Source organism: Chryseobacterium sp. MYb328 (genome assembly GCF_037572595.1).
Classification (GTDB): domain Bacteria; phylum Bacteroidota; class Bacteroidia; order Flavobacteriales; family Weeksellaceae; genus Chryseobacterium; species Chryseobacterium pennae.
Genome location: NZ_JBBGZQ010000012.1, coordinates 25,396 through 41,364 on the forward strand (window position 1 = coordinate 25,396; position 15,969 = coordinate 41,364).

A 15,969-nucleotide genomic window follows, 5' to 3' on the forward strand; every position below is an offset into this window, starting at 1 on the left:
TATCATTTATCAGTAATCAATTATATAATTGTCATGTCAAAAAGAGATTATTACGAGATTCTTGAGATCAGCAAATCTGCATCTGCCGACGAAATAAAGAAAGCATACCGTAAAATGGCCATCAAATTCCACCCGGATAAGAATCCTGGGGATAAGGAGGCTGAAGAAAAATTTAAAGAAGCTGCTGAGGCTTATGAAGTATTGAGCGACGATCAGAAACGTGCCAGATACGACCAGTTCGGTCACGCCGGAATGGGTGGAAATGGAGGTTTCGGAGGCGGAGGCTTCGGAGGCGGAATGAACATGGAGGATATTTTCAGCCAGTTTGGAGATATTTTCGGAGGTGGTTTTGGAGGATTTGGCGGTGGCGGCGGTGGTCGTCAGCAGGTAAAAGGTTCTAATTTAAGAATCAGAATCAAGCTGAACCTTGAGGAAATGGTAAACGGAACTCATAAAACCATTAAAGTAAAAAAAATGAAGATGGCAGAAGGAGCCACTTCAAAAATATGTCCTACCTGTAACGGTTCTGGTGTTCAGCTTAAGGTAATGAACACCATGTTTGGTCAAATGCAGACTCAGACCACATGTGGTACGTGTCAGGGAATCGGAAAGGTAGCTGATAAAATTCCTGCCGGAGCAAATGCCCAGGGTCTTATAAAAGATGAAGAGGAAATCACAATCAATATTCCTGCCGGAGCAAGAGACGGAATTCAGCTTAATGTAAGAGGAAAAGGAAATGACGCTCCGTTTGGAGGAACTCCGGGTGATTTATTAGTTATCATTGAAGAAGAAGTAGATCAAACGATCAAAAGAGAAGGCGATAACCTTCACCAGGAATTGTATGTTTCTTTTGCTGAAGCGGCTTTAGGAACGAAAAAAGAAATTCCTACCGTTGGCGGAAAAGTGAAAATCACGGTGGATCCGGGAACTCAATCCGGAAAAATCTTAAGATTAGCAGGAAAAGGTCTTCCAAGCATTGACAGCTATGGTAAAGGAGACATGTTTATTCACATCAATGTATGGACTCCACAAAAACTTACTAAGGAGCAAAAAGACTTCTTTGAAAAGCAAATGTCCAGCGGAGAAATGGTTGCAGAACCTTCCGGAAAGGAGAAAACTTTTTTTGATAAAGTAAAAGATTTATTCAATTAAATATAGAAAGAGGCTTAGGCCTCTTTTTTTTGTATAAAATTTAAGATTTGGATGTTCACCAGTTAGAGGCCCGACAGAAAATAGATAGTCGGTACTTTACCTTTCGTCCGGGTAGAATTTAAAATTGTCTTCTAATTTTTCAATCATCATATCGCTCATATCTGGATAGTAAAGAAACGGTTATAAAATTACCCAGATCTTACATCAAAAAAATCCTGCATGTTTTTGATGCAGGATTTCTTCTATATGGTAGTGATCGTTTATTTTTTTGCAACTAAAGAATACATTCCTTTTCCTAAAGTGAAGACAGCAACCGCTGCCAATCCGCCAACAATTCCAAGCATAAGCTTTTTCAAAACATCCGGCCAAGCTGGAAGTAATCCATGAAAAAATTCTATTCTATGTAGAAAAATTTCACCAGCAACCATTACTAAGGCAATTGTTCCTACAACTCCTAATATTTTAATAACAATAGGCAAAGCCTTCACTAATATATGCCCAAGCTTTCCAAAAAAACCTTTATCGTTACTTTTCTTTATTAATTTAAACCCTGCATCATCCATCCTTACAATAAGAGCTACAATTCCATAAACTCCAACAGTCGCAATAAATGCAACCAAGCTCGTTACTAAAATCTGTGTAATGAAAGGATGACTTTCTTCCAATACGGTTCCTAAAGCAATAATAACGATCTCGATTGATAAAATAAAATCCGTTGTAATTGCCGATTTTACTTTCTGTTTTTCTATTTCTTCTGAACTTTTTTCTTCTTCTACAATTTCCTCTATAACTTCATGCCCCTTTTTGTGACGATGGAAAAGAAATTCTATTATTTTTTCAACTCCTTCAAAGGCCAGATAGAATCCTCCAAGGATCAACACATAATTAATAGCCGGAGCATACAACCAATTGAGTAAAAAAACGATAGGAAGAATAATCAGTTTATTGATAAATGATCCTTTGGTGATAGCCCATAGAACCGGAATTTCTCTGGAAGAAAGAAAGCCTGTGGCTTTTTCTGCATTTACAGCCAGGTCATCTCCCAAAATTCCTGCTGTTTTTTGTGTAGCTATTTTACTGGTAACCGCTACATCATCCATCAATGCAGCAATATCATCTAAAATTGCAAAAAAGCCTGATGCCATATTTTAATGTTTTTTTAATCTCTGTTAAGTTCAGCAAAAATAAATATTTAATTCCATTTTCTGATTCATAATATGACAATAATTTTAAGAATGATGAGAATCACAAAGGAACTCCCCTTCAATAATTTATATCTTTGTTTAAAATCTATACAATGGATGAAAACTGGGAATCTCAATTACAAGATATCTGGCAGAAGCTTGGAACAATAAACAACGAAGAATTTATTCTACAACTTAAAGATCATATAGCTCTCCTTGTGGATTCACAAGCTATTGCAGATTTTGAAATAGCCTGTGCTTTTGACTCAACCGGACATGAAAAGGAAGCAGAGCCCTTATATAGAAGCGCATTAGATCTGGGGCTATCCGGCTTACGAAGGAGAAGAGCAAGGATTCAACTGGCAAGCACATTGAGAAATAATGGAAAAACAGAAGAAAGCATTCATATTTTGAGAGAAGAAAAAGCAAACTACTCTGATGAACTTAATGATGCTGTGGATTCTTTTCTAGCTCTTTCCCTTTCTTCAGCAGGGGAATATAAAGAGGCATTATCACTAACCTTAAAAGCAATTTCCCAACATTTACCCCGGTATAACCGATCTCTTTATAATTATGCAAATACTTTGCATAAAGAATGATTCTAAAAATTATTTTTTAATAAAAAGAAGCTATCCAACCGACTGAATAACAAAACAAAAACGGATACAAATCATATAATTTCACTAGATTTGCACCTTCTTTTTCTGTACATTTAATCTATGAAAAAGCTCATTCTCAGGTACCATTTTTTCGTTATGGGATGCGTCAGTTTCCTGCTGCAGTCCTGCAATACGAAATTCAGAGTTTGGGTAGGTCCTGATGGCCAGCAGAAGATCTATAACTTAAAATATGGAGAGCATAAAAGACAGAAAATGGATGTTTTTCTTCCTAAAGATTATGCTGTAGATTCTCCTGTGGTGCTTATTGTACATGGTGGAGCCTGGACGCTGGGGAAAAAAGAACATATGATCCAGATCCAGAAAATGCTTTTCCAGAATAAGATCCCAAGTATCAACATGAACTACCGATTGGTTTCTCAAAAGAATAAGATCACTTATAAGCAGCAACTTGAAGATATTAGCCTAGTTGTTGAAAAGTTCAATTCTCTAACGGAAAAAGCGGAACTGCAACCTAACAATTATGTTATTCTTGGTGAAAGTGCAGGTGGACATCTTGCTTTGCTGTACGGCTATCAGCATCCGGATCAGATCAAAAAGATTATTTCTTTAAGCGGTCCTACAGATTTTTACAGTCCTGAATATCTGAATTCCTTTTATTCTAAATATACTTCACCTACTATTCAAAAGGTAGTGGGAACAAAGTTTGACCGTAAAAATATCTCTGAAGCTTTTAAGCAAGCCAGTCCTATTGCCAATATTACCGCTGTTCCTACTCTATTATTCCAGGGAAATCATGACTTTCTGGTCAACCAGCATCAGGGAATTTCTATGGATTCTGCATTAACCCGGTTGAATGTACCCCACAAATTTATCTTTATGGAAAGGACAGGTCATGTGCCGAGATTTTTCAGCAAAAGAAAAAGAGACAGTATTATTTACCCCAATATTCTGGATTGGATCAAAAAATAATCTATTAAGCCAACATAATAAACGAAGGTATACTTATAAATTTTATAGCCACAAATGTACCAATACAAGGATTCGTATATTCGTGGCTAATGAAAAAGGCTATCTCAAAGTGAGGTAGCCTTTATATTTTTAATAGGTTTGAATTCTATTCAAAGTCTTTGTTTTCGTATTTAGAGAAGTCTTCTTTCTTTCCGAACATGAATTTTATAATCACCGGAAGTGTTGTTACCAATACAATCACAATGATGATATATTCTAATTTTTCTTTCAGATTGATACCAAACTGCTCCATGAAAAGCTTATCAAGATAGTGTCCTGCAAAGATCAAAATAAATGACCATAGAACAGCTCCGATGACATTATCCCTCAAGAATTCTTTTTTATCCATTTTTACAATTCCTGCAACAATCGGAGTAAAGGTTCTCACAACCGGCAGGAATCTTGCCATGATAATAGCCAGTGCTCCGTGTTTCTCAAAGAAATCATGTGCCTGATAAAGATATTTCTTCTTAAACAGCATTGAATCCGGTCTTTTGTACAAAGCAGGTCCGGCTTTTCTTCCAAAGTAGTATCCTACTTCATTTCCTATAATAGCAGAAAGTGCCACTCCGGAGGCAAGAATTGTTGTATCTAAGAAATCACTTCCTGTAGAACCAAAGGTCTCTTTGATGATTTCAACTGCGTAAATTCCTGAAACGAACAGTAATGAGTCTCCAGGTAGGAAAAATCCTACAAACAGACCTGTTTCAGCAAAAACAATAAATAAAATAAGCCAAAACCCTCCCATTTTAATATAAAACTCCGGGTTTAATAAATCCTTCCAGCTATTGAAATCTTCCATATATATCGATGAACAACAAAAATAGGTCTAAAATATCTGAAACAAAAATTAATTATAACATTTTAACTAAAATTTCACATGATATTTATAAGTCAAGATCATCATCGGAAACTGCGGTCCCATCGGCCATCAGGAAAGCTTTAAGGAAAGGGGTAAGATTTCCGTTCATTACTGCGTCCACATCTGATGTTTCATGGCCTGAGCGTACATCTTTTACCAATTTGTAAGGATGCATCACATAATTTCTGATCTGGCTTCCCCATTCGATTTTCATTTTGTTAGCTTCAATCTCGTTTCTTGCCTTCATACGCTCTTCCAACTCCATCTCATATAATCTGGAACGTAAAAGCTGCATTGCTTTTTCTTTATTCTGAAGCTGGGAACGGGATTCTGAATTTTCAATGATAATTCCTGTTGGGGCGTGACGAAGACGTACAGCTGTTTCCACCTTGTTTACGTTCTGACCTCCGGCTCCGGAAGACCTCATCGTTTCAAAGGAGATATCAGCAGGGTTGATATTAATTTCAATGGTATCATCTACTAAAGGATAAACATATACGGAAACAAAACTGGTATGACGTTTTGCATTGGAATCAAAAGGTGAAATTCTTACCAATCTGTGAACACCGTTTTCTCCTCTTAAATATCCGAAGGCAAACTCCCCTTCTATTTCAAGGGTAACGGTCTTTACTCCGGCTACATCTCCTGCCTGAAAGTTCAGTTCACGGATCTTGTACCCTTGTTTTTCTGACCACATGGTATACATTCTCATCAGCATGGATGCCCAGTCACAACTTTCTGTTCCTCCGGCTCCGGCAGTGATCTGAAGAACAGCAGAAAGCTCATCACCTTCATTGGAAAGCATATTTTTGAATTCCAGGTCTTCAATTTTTTCCACCAATTGTGGAAACGTTTCATCCAGCTCTTTTTCTGAATCAGGATCTTCTTTAGCAAAATCAGCCAGTACCTGAAGATCTTCAAACTGGGTATGAATCTCATCATAGCCTTCTACCCATTTTTTCTTGGAACGAAGCTGCTTCAGGAAAGCTTCTGCTGTTTTAGGGTTATCCCAAAACTCAGGAGCTGCTGTTTTTTCATCATCATTGGCAATTTCGATCTTCTTTTTTTCAATCTGAAGGTATTTGTGTAATTCTTCAATTCTGGATTGAACTTCTTTTATCTGGTCGTTGTTAATCACGATTCTTTCTTTTTTGCAAAAATAAGGGATTTCTTTCAGAGTGGAAAACTAAGAGTTCAAGGTTTAAGGTTTGATGTTTATAGTTTAAGGTTGTATTCTTCAATATTCTAAAATCACTTCTCTTAAATTTCTTTTCCATCTCCTAATCATCGTCTCCACATTTATTACCTCTTCGTCTATTATTTATGCTCTCTACCTTATCATTTCTCTCACAATCTCCCCAATTTTCGGAGCCAATGCCACTCCCATTCCGGAAAGTCTTACTGCACAAAACTGTCTGTCTGAAATCTGCTTCACAATAGGTGTTTTTTCATTCCCCATAGCCATAATTCCTGACCAGCGAAGAGCAATCTTGAATTCCTGATTAGGAAGAATTACTTCTTTTAAAAAGTTTTCCAGATGGTTTTGAAGGAATTCTGTGGTTTCAAAAGCTGTTGTTTCTTCCGTCTTAAAATCCTGATTTCTTCCGCCACCCAACAATATGCGGTTTCCTAAGTTCCTGAAATAATAAAATCCTTCATCATAATGAAAAGTACCCTTTAATTTTAAATTTTGTATAGGTTCAGTAAGGAGAATCTGGCCTCTTGCAGGAATGATATTTTCTTTCTCCAAAAACTTTGAACTAAATGCATTGGTACAATAAATTAACTGATCTGCTTTTACAGTGAGATTTTCTGAAAGATCAACATTTACTTCATCCGAAGTTTCCTCAATATTTTTAACTTCAGTTCCAAACAAAAACTCAACTTTCAATTCATAGCATTTTTCCAAAAGCTTCTGTAGTAACTTTCCGGAATGCAGACTTCCCTCACATGGGTTTTCAATCAAAAACTGGGATTTACACAACCCAAATTCTTTTATTTTATTCTGCTTCAAAGAGTAAGTTTCCTGAAGCCCTGTTATTGATCGGAGTCTTTCATTAACTTCGTTTATATGGAGTAAAGGTTCATCATTATTCAAAATTTCGTACCCTCCGCTGAGTTCAAAATCTATTTCTTCATTTTTAAAATATCGTCTAATCTTCTGAAGCCCTTCAAACCTCATTGTAACAAGATTCAATGTTTTTTCCCAGCCCATTTTCCGGGAATCAGCAATGACTTCTGTAAGGCTTCCAAAACAGGCAAAACCGGCATTCCGTGTTGAAGCGCCTAATGGAACAGTATTTCTTTCAATAATTAATACAGATTTTTCGGGAGATTTCTCTTTCATGGAAATCGCAGTCCAAAGTCCGGAGAATCCAGCTCCAATAATGACAATATCTCTTTTACGGTAGAAGGTTTCCTGTTCCCAGATGCTGATCATGAGTAATGGGTAATTAGTGATGAATAATTTATGAAATGGACGAAAACGAATAGATGATAGACTGAGAAATGATAGGCTGATACTCGGAGAGGTATTTAAAACCTTACCTTAGTTTTTAGATCGGGGCCACTGAAATGTCATAATCTTAAACTTTGAGTCTCATCTTGTAACCGGGATTCAACTACTCTTCCTTCTCGCCGTTGTGATGAAAACCAATCTCACGTCTGGGTTCTTCAACCACTTTATAAGTTTCAAGCTCCTTTCTTAAAGTCTGGATTCTAAACTGGAATTCGTCAAAATTATTGATGATAACATCTGCTAAAAACCGGGCTATCTGATCAAGGTACTCTTCTGTAAGTTTTGCAGCAGCATCCCGTAAGGCTCCATTGATCAGATTCTGATCAATTTTAAGTTTTTCATTTCGGGTCCTTTGATAAAGGTTTTTGATCCGTTTCTTCAGACTTTGGGTAAAATCAATCAGCATGGTATTGCTAAAAACTTTCATCCTTGAAGAAACATCATGCCAGAAAGGTACTTTATCTGCTTTATTATTTTTAAGAATTTTATAGAGTAACGAATCTTCTTCAAGCCCTCTGGTCATCGCATATAAAATAATTTCCGAACGTTCTGATGCATTGGGCGGAAATATAGGAATCATGACATCAAACCTTCCGGGTGCTAAAATTTCTTCATCAATTTCTGAAACTGAATTGGCTGAACCCACCATTAATACGCCTTCTTTTTCAAATTTTCCGATATAATGAAGAATCAGTTCCTGCGCTTCAAGATTACAGGACGCAATATCATTATCTGCTTTCCTTTGCATCATAATTTCATCAAAATCATCAAGGAAAAGGAGCATTTTATTTTCCTTCATCATATTAAGAAGAAAATCACTGAAATTGATCTGATTTCCGTCAACCAATGAAGTTCCCAGATAGTGCTTTTTAACTTCTTTAAACTGATATCCTATGATTTCAGCAATTTTATTGGCCCAGAAAATCTTACCGCTTCCGGGAGGTCCGTACAAAATAATTCCTGCCGGCTTATTGATTCCCCAGTCTTTGATCTGCTGTGGATTTAAAAACGGTTCAAGCACTGCTGATGTATAGAAAAACAGATCTCTGTACCCTATAAAATCCCTTTGCTGTAAACTGGTTTTATGCCCGAAATAGTCATATACGAACTGATAATTCCCTCCAAGTTTGTTATCTATCCCATAACTTGAAATCGAAGACTTAAAAAAGCCATTATCAAAAATATTAAGATTATTTTCTTTTATCGCTTTTTCAACCTTATCTTTAGGCTGATTGATCACTTCAGCAATCTGTTCCAGCGTTTTACTTTTGTCCAGGTCTTTTTCATATAATCTCAAAAAATCTAAATTTTCGCGGGCAAATTTTTCAAAGTCCTCCTTTACTTCAAAATTTGTACTGATACAGTCTACCAATTCAAGATCAAAATCCTGTATAAACTGTTTGATTGCTTCTGCAGAGACATTCAGTTCTGCGGCGAGTTCAATTAGCTTCATAATTCCCTATTAGTTCTATCAAATTTAATATTTTAATATTAAAAACACCTATGAAAGTGTCTGAATTTAATACCATTTTAATCTAATTATTATCAATCCACCTATCCTTTTTCTTCAACGCTGTTAAATATTGAAGTTCTTTGATCATTTGCTTTTTCATTGTGACATTATTTTATAATTTTATCGAAACGAAGGAAATGAAAAAAATATATTACGTGCCAGGTTTAATCAGTGCTGTACTGATACCCCTTTTATTCTGGTATTATGGAAATCAAAGGGTTCATCCTCAGTATACAGTCATAGATTTGGGAATACCTCTCAAAATCAGGCCCGAAACTCCTTTAGAATATACTTTTGAGCCTTATAGAAACTGGAATTATAAAAAGATCATTGTACAACCTAATACCGCTGTGCAAAACCAACAATATTATATTTCTGAATTAAAAACATTACAGGCAAGAAATGAGAAAGAAACAGGAATTGAATTTGTGATCAATGACAGGAATAGTTATGAAGATTTCATAGCCATTATAAATGTGATGTATCTTTCTAAACAGGAAGTCTTTTGTGCTGACATAGGAACAACAGGCCACATTTTTGCTGTTCATGAATATAGTGACCCTAATGAAGATGTTCGTGAAATTATTTGTGGAACTGAATCCTACATGGATAATTATAAAGAAGAAACTCAATATAAAGGCTTTGACAGATTAAAATCTTTTGCGGAACTTCCAAAGCAGTCTTTTTATATGATTTTCGGTTTTATGCTGTTTTTAAATATATCTATGCTGAGTATTAAAGAAAATCTTCAGATTCACAGAAAAAGGGTAATATGAAAAAGATATACTATGTTCCAGGCCTTATCAGTGCCCTATTAATTCCAATTTTATTCTGGTACTATGGGAGTCAAAAAGCTGAAGAAATGAATGTTTCAGTAATAGATATTGGTCTTCCCGCTAAAATAAAAGACCATAATGACATGTCATATTTCACCTTTGAATCTCTTAGAAATTGGAATTACAAGAAAATAAGAGTATTTTCCGGTACAGCTAAAGAAAATTCAAACTTGTATGTTTCTGAACTAAAAAACCTTCAAAAAAGAAACGAAAAAGAGACAGGAGTTGAGTTTATTTTAGATCAAAATAATACCTATGGTGATTTTGTTTCTCTTCTCAATGATATGTCTATTGCCAAACAAGAGACATATACTTTAGATCTTGAAAAAACAGGGCACCTTTTTGCAATAGTGGAATATAAAGACCCTAATCTCATAGAGCCACCATTTGAATGCCTTCTCTGTAATGATAATATTTCCATATCAGGAGAAGGGCATCATCCAAGTCTTTTTGACAAAATGCAACAAATTTATAAGGGTCTTTCTAAAGATGTATATTACGTTATCTTCGGATTTCTTTTATTTCTGAATATATCCATGCTCAGTATCAGGGAAAGATTTCAATTATCTCTATCAAAATAAAAGGCTGCCCAATGGCAGCCTTCCTTTCACATTACTTTTTATCTAACAACGGAAGATATTTTCCGTATCCTTTTGTTTCCATTTCAGCTTTGGGAATGAACTTCAGGGAAGCACTGTTGATACAGTATCGAAGTCCTCCTTTATCCTCCGGTCCGTCATTGAAGACGTGTCCCAAATGAGCATCACCGGTTTTACTTCTTACCTCTACCCTTGTCATTCCGTTCGTACGATCCATTTTTTCATCAATCAGACTTTTGGTAATTGGTTTTGAGAAGCTTGGCCAACCGCATCCTGATTCAAATTTATCTGTTGAAACAAATAATGGTTCCCCTGTGGTAATGTCTACATAAATTCCTTCACGGGTCTCATTCCAGTATTCATTTTGGAAAGGTCTTTCTGTACCGTTTTCCTGAGTTACACTGTATTGTTCTGCTGTTAATTTGTCTTTTAAAACCTTTTTATCCTGTTTTTGATAAGAGGTTGCTTTGGGAAGTGGATTTGCTTTTTTAGCCATTTCAAAAAGTCCCGGTTCAATATGACAGTAACCGCCTGGGTTTTTATCCAGATAATCCTGATGATAATCTTCAGCTTTATAGAAATTTTTTAAAGGAACAGTTTCCACCACAACTGGTTTGTTGTATCCTTTTGCTAATTTCTGAACTTCGGCTTTTACCAAAGTTTCATCAGCTTTGTCTGTAAAATAAATTCCCGTTCTGTATTGGTCTCCTCTGTCATTTCCCTGTTGATTAAGGCTTGTAGGATCAATGGTTTTAAAATACAGATCAATCAACAGTTTCACATCTACCTGCTCAGGATCATACTTTACTTTTACTGTTTCCGCAAATCCGGTTGTATGGCTTACCACTTCTTCATAAGTAGGATTTTGAGTTTTACCGTTAGCATAGCCAACCTCTGTCCCTACCACTCCACGAATCTGCTGAAAGAAATGCTCTGTTCCCCAGAAACATCCGCCTGCAAAATAAATTTCCCTGACATTCTTATTATCCATAATTTCCTGTTTTTCTTTTTTTACGTTTGTTTCAACGGGCTTATTCTTTTTAAAAAGCCCACTTCCGGCAGCAAAAACTGCGATACCCAGAATAATGCCGAGTACGATTAATATATTTTTCATATTTAGCTTTTTGTTCATTATTTATTTTTTTGTAAGATCATGAATCCAAATCCTAAAAGCATCAGATCCTTCAGTATAAAAAAATCTGTAACAGGAACTCCATCCACTATTTTCCACATTCCCGGAGTCGTAAACAAATAGCTTAACGTCACCAAAAAAGTAGCAATCATACCTATTCCTGCGTACTTTTTTAATACAGCAAATTTCGCACTAAATATCAGTAATAAAGCAATGATAATTTCTATCACTCCGATAAGATTTGACACTGTCTGGACGCTCATAATCTTATATACGAAAAAAGTTAAGAAATGGTTTTCCACCAAAGGTTTTATCGCTGAAGCTTCTGTTGGAGTAAATTTGAAAACCCCTATCCAAAGTAAGATGAGTGCCGCACCGAAAAGCGAAATATAATATCCGAGAGCGTACGCTGATTGATTGTTGCCTGAATTTTGTCCTGTTCCTGTCATTTTTTTAGATTTTGAATGAATACTTTTATTGTTTTTCAAAAGTATAGTCGATGCTATTTCAAAATCCTGACAAAATTTTCTTAGAAATTTAGTTTTTCAATCATTTTATTTTTAAAATCCTGAATTTCAGCTTCATTTATTTCAGCTTCCTTTTCAATAAGTGTCTTTCTGAAAACTTTATCCAGTAATTTTAGCTTTTCATTATAGGCTTTACACCATTTACAAATAGCAATATGAAGGCCCAATTTTCTGTTCTCCTTGGCAGAGATTGTTTGTGCATTACGTTTTTCCATAAGTAAAGTAGCTTCACTGCATGGTAAAAACAATATATGTAGAATTTTTCTTATCATCTCTATAATCTTGAAAACCAGTTAAACTCCAGACATTCTCTCAATTGCATCCGGCTTCTCTGAAGGATCTTCCAAAGATTAGTCGTAGAAACATTCAGTTCCTGACTCACATCGGGGCCTTTTTTTTCTTCAATGTAGTACATTTTGAGTAAAATTTTCCATCTAGCGGGCAATTCTTCAATACATTCTTCAAGCGTTTTATTAAATTCCTGGTTGTCCAGAAGTTCAGATTCTGTTGAAACATTCCAGTCGTTTAATACATCATTATTTTTCCAGGATCCTGTTTCATCAAAAAAATGATCCAGCTTTACATTGGGTTCCGATTTATATTTTTTCCGGTAAAAATCTGCAATTTTTCTCTGAAGAATAGCCATCAGCCAAGTGAGTGGCTGGCTCTTCCCTTCAAAAGAATCATAATTGGAAAAAGCAGCGATGAAAACATCCTGAACGATATCCTGAGCATCTTCATTATTGGAAAGCATATATAATGCCTTCTTCAAAAGCGGTCCGGAATATTGTTCTATCCAGCTTTTCAGAATTTCGTTTTTCATCATTGGAAGTTGTTTTTATCTTACTTCAGATCTTAACGAAGGTAATAAGTTAAATGGAAATGAACAAAATATTCTTGGAATGAATGTTTTTTGTTGGAAAACGCTAGGTCGCGATGATTTGAGATAATGAGTCTGTTTTTAAGGCGCAAAGATTTTATCTACAATAAAATTTCACACTGTTTTTAGAGTAGCCACGAATGCACGAATAATTTTAATTATGTATAAATTCTATGCAAAATCTATGTGATTTAAATAATAGTTTGATTTTTACAACACAGATACATAGAATAAGGTTATTCGTGCATCCGTGGTAAAAAATAACGCAGGATATCATACAAAAATATTTACATCTGGTCATTTAATAAAAACTTAGGAGCCTATATAAGTATATATTTCTAATCACGAATAATTATTATGTCCGGCATTTGATAAAACATCCTTGAAAATATGAAATATTGGATATTAAATCACCTAAAAATCTTAAATTTGCATCTTATCAAAATTTGATATTAAAAAAAAGCAAAAGCAATACTATGACATCACAAGAGATACGTCAAAAATTTTTAGACTATTTTAAAAGTAAGGAGCACCTTATCGTTCCTTCAGCTCCTATTGTGCTGAAAGACGACCCTACCCTTATGTTTTCCAACTCAGGAATGACGCAGTTCAAGGATTTTTTCCTTGGCTACAAAACACCTACGGCCCCAAGAATTGCCGATACACAAAAGTGTTTAAGAGTTTCAGGAAAACATAATGATTTGGATGATGTAGGTAGAGATACTTACCACCATACCATGTTTGAAATGTTGGGGAACTGGTCTTTCGGGGATTACTTCAAAAAGGAGGCTATTGCTTTTGCCTGGGAATTACTGACTGAAGTATACGGAATACCAAAAGATAATTTATATGTAACGATTTTCGAAGGTGATCAATCTGAAAACCTTAACAGAGACCAAGATGCTTATGATTTCTGGAAATCTCATATTGCTGAGGATAGAATCATCAACGGAAATAAGAAAGACAACTTCTGGGAAATGGGCGCAAGCGGACCTTGTGGACCTTGTTCAGAAATCCATATCGATTTAAGAACTCCAGAAGAAAAAGCTAAAGTTTCTGGTTTGGAACTGGTGAACAACGATCACCCTCAAGTGGTGGAAGTCTGGAATCTCGTTTTCATGGAATTTAACAGAAAAGCAGATGGTTCTCTGGAAAAATTACCTGCTCAACATGTAGATACAGGAATGGGCTTTGAGCGTCTTTGTATGGCGCTTCAAGGGAAATCTTCCAACTATGACACTGATGTTTTCACTCCGCTCATTGCGAAGGTTGAAGAACTTTCAGGGAAAAAATATACCGGAATTTTAGAAGATGAAAAAGATATTGCAATTCGTGTAGTTGTTGATCACATCAGAGCTGTCTCTTTTGCGATTGCAGACGGACAATTGCCTTCAAACGGAGGAGCTGGCTATGTTATCAGAAGAATTTTGAGAAGAGGAATTTCTTATTCTTATCGATTCTTAGATATGAAAGAACCTTTCCTTTACAAATTGGTTGCTGTTCTTCAGGAACAAATGGGAACTTTCTTCCCTGAGCTTGAAAAGCAGGGAGCTTTGGTAACAGAAGTTATCAAAAGTGAAGAAGATTCATTCTTAAAAACTATTGAAAATGGTCTGATCAGAGTTGATAAACTGATTCAACAGACTATTGCTGATAATCTGAAAGTATTATCAAGCGAAGAGGTTTTCGAATTATATGATACTTACGGTTTCCCTGATGACTTAACGAGAATTATCGCTGAGGAAAAAGGATTAACCATTGATGAAAAAGGATTTGAAGCTGAAATGGAGAAGCAAAAGCTTCGTTCAAAAGTGAGTTCTACTAAGAAAGTCTATGACTGGGTTATTGTAGAAGAAAAGCCTGAAACATTCGTTGGATATGATCAGATTGAGGCTGAAACCTATATTACAAGATACAGAAAGATAGAAAATAAAGACGGTGAATTTTATCAGGTAGTACTGAGCAACTCTCCTTTCTACCCTGAAGGTGGTGGACAGGTTGGAGATACAGGAGTTCTTGAAAATGCTACAGAAAGCTTCGAAGTATTGGAAACTAAAAAAGAAAATGGTCTGATCATTTCTTTAATCAACGGTCTTCCTAAAGATGCAGGTGCTCTTTTCTATGCTAAAGTAAATGCAACTGACAGAAAGAACTCTCAGGGTAATCACTCTGTAACTCACCTTTTACATGAGGCATTAAGAGATGTTCTGGGAACTCACGTAGAGCAAAAAGGTTCTTACGTAGGTCCTGATTATCTGCGTTTCGACTTCTCTCATTTTAATAAAATGACTGAAGAAGAAATCGCTTTAATTGAAGAAAAAGTAAACCACAAGATCAAAGAAAGCATTGCATTACAGGAATTCAGAAGCATCCCAATTAAGGAAGCTTTAGAAAAAGGAGCAATGGCTTTATTTGGTGAAAAATATGGTGACAATGTGAGAATGATCCAATTCGGAAGTTCTAAGGAACTTTGTGGAGGGACTCACGTAAAAAACACCAGCGAAATCGGTCATTTCAAAATCACTTCCGAAGGTTCTGCAGCAGCAGGAATCAGAAGAATTGAAGCCATTTCAGGAGACAAATCTGAAGAATACTTCAAAGGTCTTGAAAAACAGATCATTGAACTTTCTCAATTATTAAAGTCTAAAGATGTTGTAAGATCTATTGAGAAATTAATCGAAGAAAATACATCATTAAAGACTGAAGTAGAAGCCTTTAAAAAAGAAAAGGCAAAAGGAGAAATCGGTGACTGGAAAAATGCTTATGAGCAGAAAGGTAACAAACAGCTATTAGTAAAAAAGACTTCTTTAGATGCTGGCTCTGTTAAAGATATCGTATTCCAGTTGAAGAAAGAGATTCCAACTTCGGTAACGATCATTCTTTCTGATGCGGATGGTAAACCAATGATCACGGTAGGAGTTTCTGATGATCTGGCAGCAGATTATCAGGCAGGAGCTATTGTAAAGGATCTTGCTAAAGAAATCCAAGGTGGTGGAGGTGGAAATCCTGGCTTCGCAACAGCTGGAGGTAAAAACCTTGATGGATTGGAAAATGCTTATCAGAAAGCTTTGAATATTTAATAAAAAATAATTCAACATATTGAAAAACACCTGAATGAATTCATTCAGGTGTTTTTTA

At 35.7% G+C, this 15,969-nt stretch carries 15 protein-coding genes; 6 read left to right on the forward strand and 9 right to left on the reverse strand.

Going from position 1 to position 15,969, the window contains the following annotated elements; all coding sequences use genetic code 11:
• Window positions 1–33: 33 nt before the first annotated feature.
• Complete coding sequence (dnaJ, locus tag WH267_RS13120; RefSeq protein WP_340008809.1) at window positions 34–1,152, forward strand: molecular chaperone DnaJ; 1,119 nt, start codon at window positions 34–36, stop codon at window positions 1,150–1,152.
• Window positions 1,153–1,412: 260 nt separating this feature from the next.
• On the opposite strand, the gene WH267_RS13125 is transcribed toward dnaJ, so the two are convergent.
• Window positions 1,413–2,297 carry a DUF808 family protein gene (locus WH267_RS13125; RefSeq protein WP_115973936.1) on the reverse strand — a complete coding sequence of 295 codons (885 nt, stop codon included), beginning with the start codon at window positions 2,295–2,297 and terminating at the stop codon, window positions 1,413–1,415.
• Window positions 2,298–2,449: 152 nt separating this feature from the next.
• On the opposite strand from WH267_RS13125, the gene WH267_RS13130 reads away from it, so the two are divergent.
• Window positions 2,450–2,935 (forward strand): tetratricopeptide repeat protein, encoded by a 486-nt coding sequence (locus WH267_RS13130; RefSeq protein WP_115973935.1) that lies wholly within the window; start codon window positions 2,450–2,452, stop codon window positions 2,933–2,935.
• A gap of 120 nt (window positions 2,936–3,055) precedes the next feature.
• Window positions 3,056–3,925 (forward strand): alpha/beta hydrolase, encoded by an 870-nt coding sequence (locus WH267_RS13135; RefSeq protein WP_340008812.1) that lies wholly within the window; start codon window positions 3,056–3,058, stop codon window positions 3,923–3,925.
• Window positions 3,926–4,070: 145 nt separating this feature from the next.
• Here WH267_RS13135 and WH267_RS13140 read toward each other — a convergent pair whose 3' ends face one another.
• From WH267_RS13140 to WH267_RS13155, 4 genes are all read right to left on the reverse strand, one after another.
• A complete protein-coding gene (locus WH267_RS13140; RefSeq protein WP_115973933.1) occupies window positions 4,071–4,766 on the reverse strand; it encodes a DedA family protein in 696 nt (231 codons plus the stop codon).
• A gap of 85 nt (window positions 4,767–4,851) precedes the next feature.
• Entirely contained in the window at window positions 4,852–5,964 is a 1,113-nt protein-coding gene (gene prfB, locus WH267_RS13145) for a peptide chain release factor 2 (protein ID WP_115973932.1), read from the reverse strand.
• Between the two features lie 192 nt (window positions 5,965–6,156).
• Window positions 6,157–7,266 carry an NAD(P)/FAD-dependent oxidoreductase gene (locus WH267_RS13150; RefSeq protein WP_340008814.1) on the reverse strand — a complete coding sequence of 370 codons (1,110 nt, stop codon included), beginning with the start codon at window positions 7,264–7,266 and terminating at the stop codon, window positions 6,157–6,159.
• Between the two features lie 181 nt (window positions 7,267–7,447).
• A complete protein-coding gene (locus WH267_RS13155; RefSeq protein WP_340008816.1) occupies window positions 7,448–8,797 on the reverse strand; it encodes an ATP-binding protein in 1,350 nt (449 codons plus the stop codon).
• A gap of 197 nt (window positions 8,798–8,994) precedes the next feature.
• Here WH267_RS13155 and WH267_RS13160 point away from each other — a divergent pair, with 197 nt between their 5' ends.
• Together WH267_RS13160 and WH267_RS13165 are read left to right on the forward strand one after the other, a co-directional pair.
• On the forward strand, window positions 8,995–9,633 hold the full coding sequence (locus WH267_RS13160; RefSeq protein ID WP_340008818.1) for a hypothetical protein: 639 nt from the start codon (window positions 8,995–8,997) through the stop codon (window positions 9,631–9,633).
• Window positions 9,630–10,274, forward strand: a complete 645-nt coding sequence (locus tag WH267_RS13165) for a hypothetical protein (RefSeq protein ID WP_340008820.1) — start codon at window positions 9,630–9,632, stop codon at window positions 10,272–10,274. Before WH267_RS13160 ends, WH267_RS13165 begins: the two co-directional genes overlap by 4 nt.
• A 31-nt stretch (window positions 10,275–10,305) precedes the next feature.
• On the opposite strand, the gene msrB is transcribed toward WH267_RS13165, so the two are convergent.
• From msrB to WH267_RS13185, 4 genes are all read right to left on the reverse strand, one after another.
• Window positions 10,306–11,406: a peptide-methionine (R)-S-oxide reductase MsrB gene (gene msrB, locus WH267_RS13170; protein WP_340008822.1), complete on the reverse strand. Its 1,101-nt coding sequence runs from the start codon at window positions 11,404–11,406 to the stop codon at window positions 10,306–10,308.
• Window positions 11,407–11,423: 17 nt separating this feature from the next.
• Window positions 11,424–11,873, reverse strand: coding sequence for a DUF417 family protein (locus WH267_RS13175; protein WP_340008824.1), 450 nt, complete (start codon window positions 11,871–11,873; stop codon window positions 11,424–11,426).
• 80 nt (window positions 11,874–11,953) lie between these two features.
• Entirely contained in the window at window positions 11,954–12,166 is a 213-nt protein-coding gene (locus WH267_RS13180) for a hypothetical protein (RefSeq protein ID WP_340008826.1), read from the reverse strand.
• Window positions 12,167–12,225: 59 nt separating this feature from the next.
• Window positions 12,226–12,777: a sigma-70 family RNA polymerase sigma factor gene (locus tag WH267_RS13185; protein WP_340008828.1), complete on the reverse strand. Its 552-nt coding sequence runs from the start codon at window positions 12,775–12,777 to the stop codon at window positions 12,226–12,228.
• 530 nt (window positions 12,778–13,307) lie between these two features.
• Here WH267_RS13185 and alaS point away from each other — a divergent pair.
• A complete protein-coding gene (gene alaS, locus WH267_RS13190; protein WP_340008830.1) occupies window positions 13,308–15,911 on the forward strand; it encodes an alanine--tRNA ligase in 2,604 nt (867 codons plus the stop codon).
• Window positions 15,912–15,969: the final 58 nt, after the last annotated feature.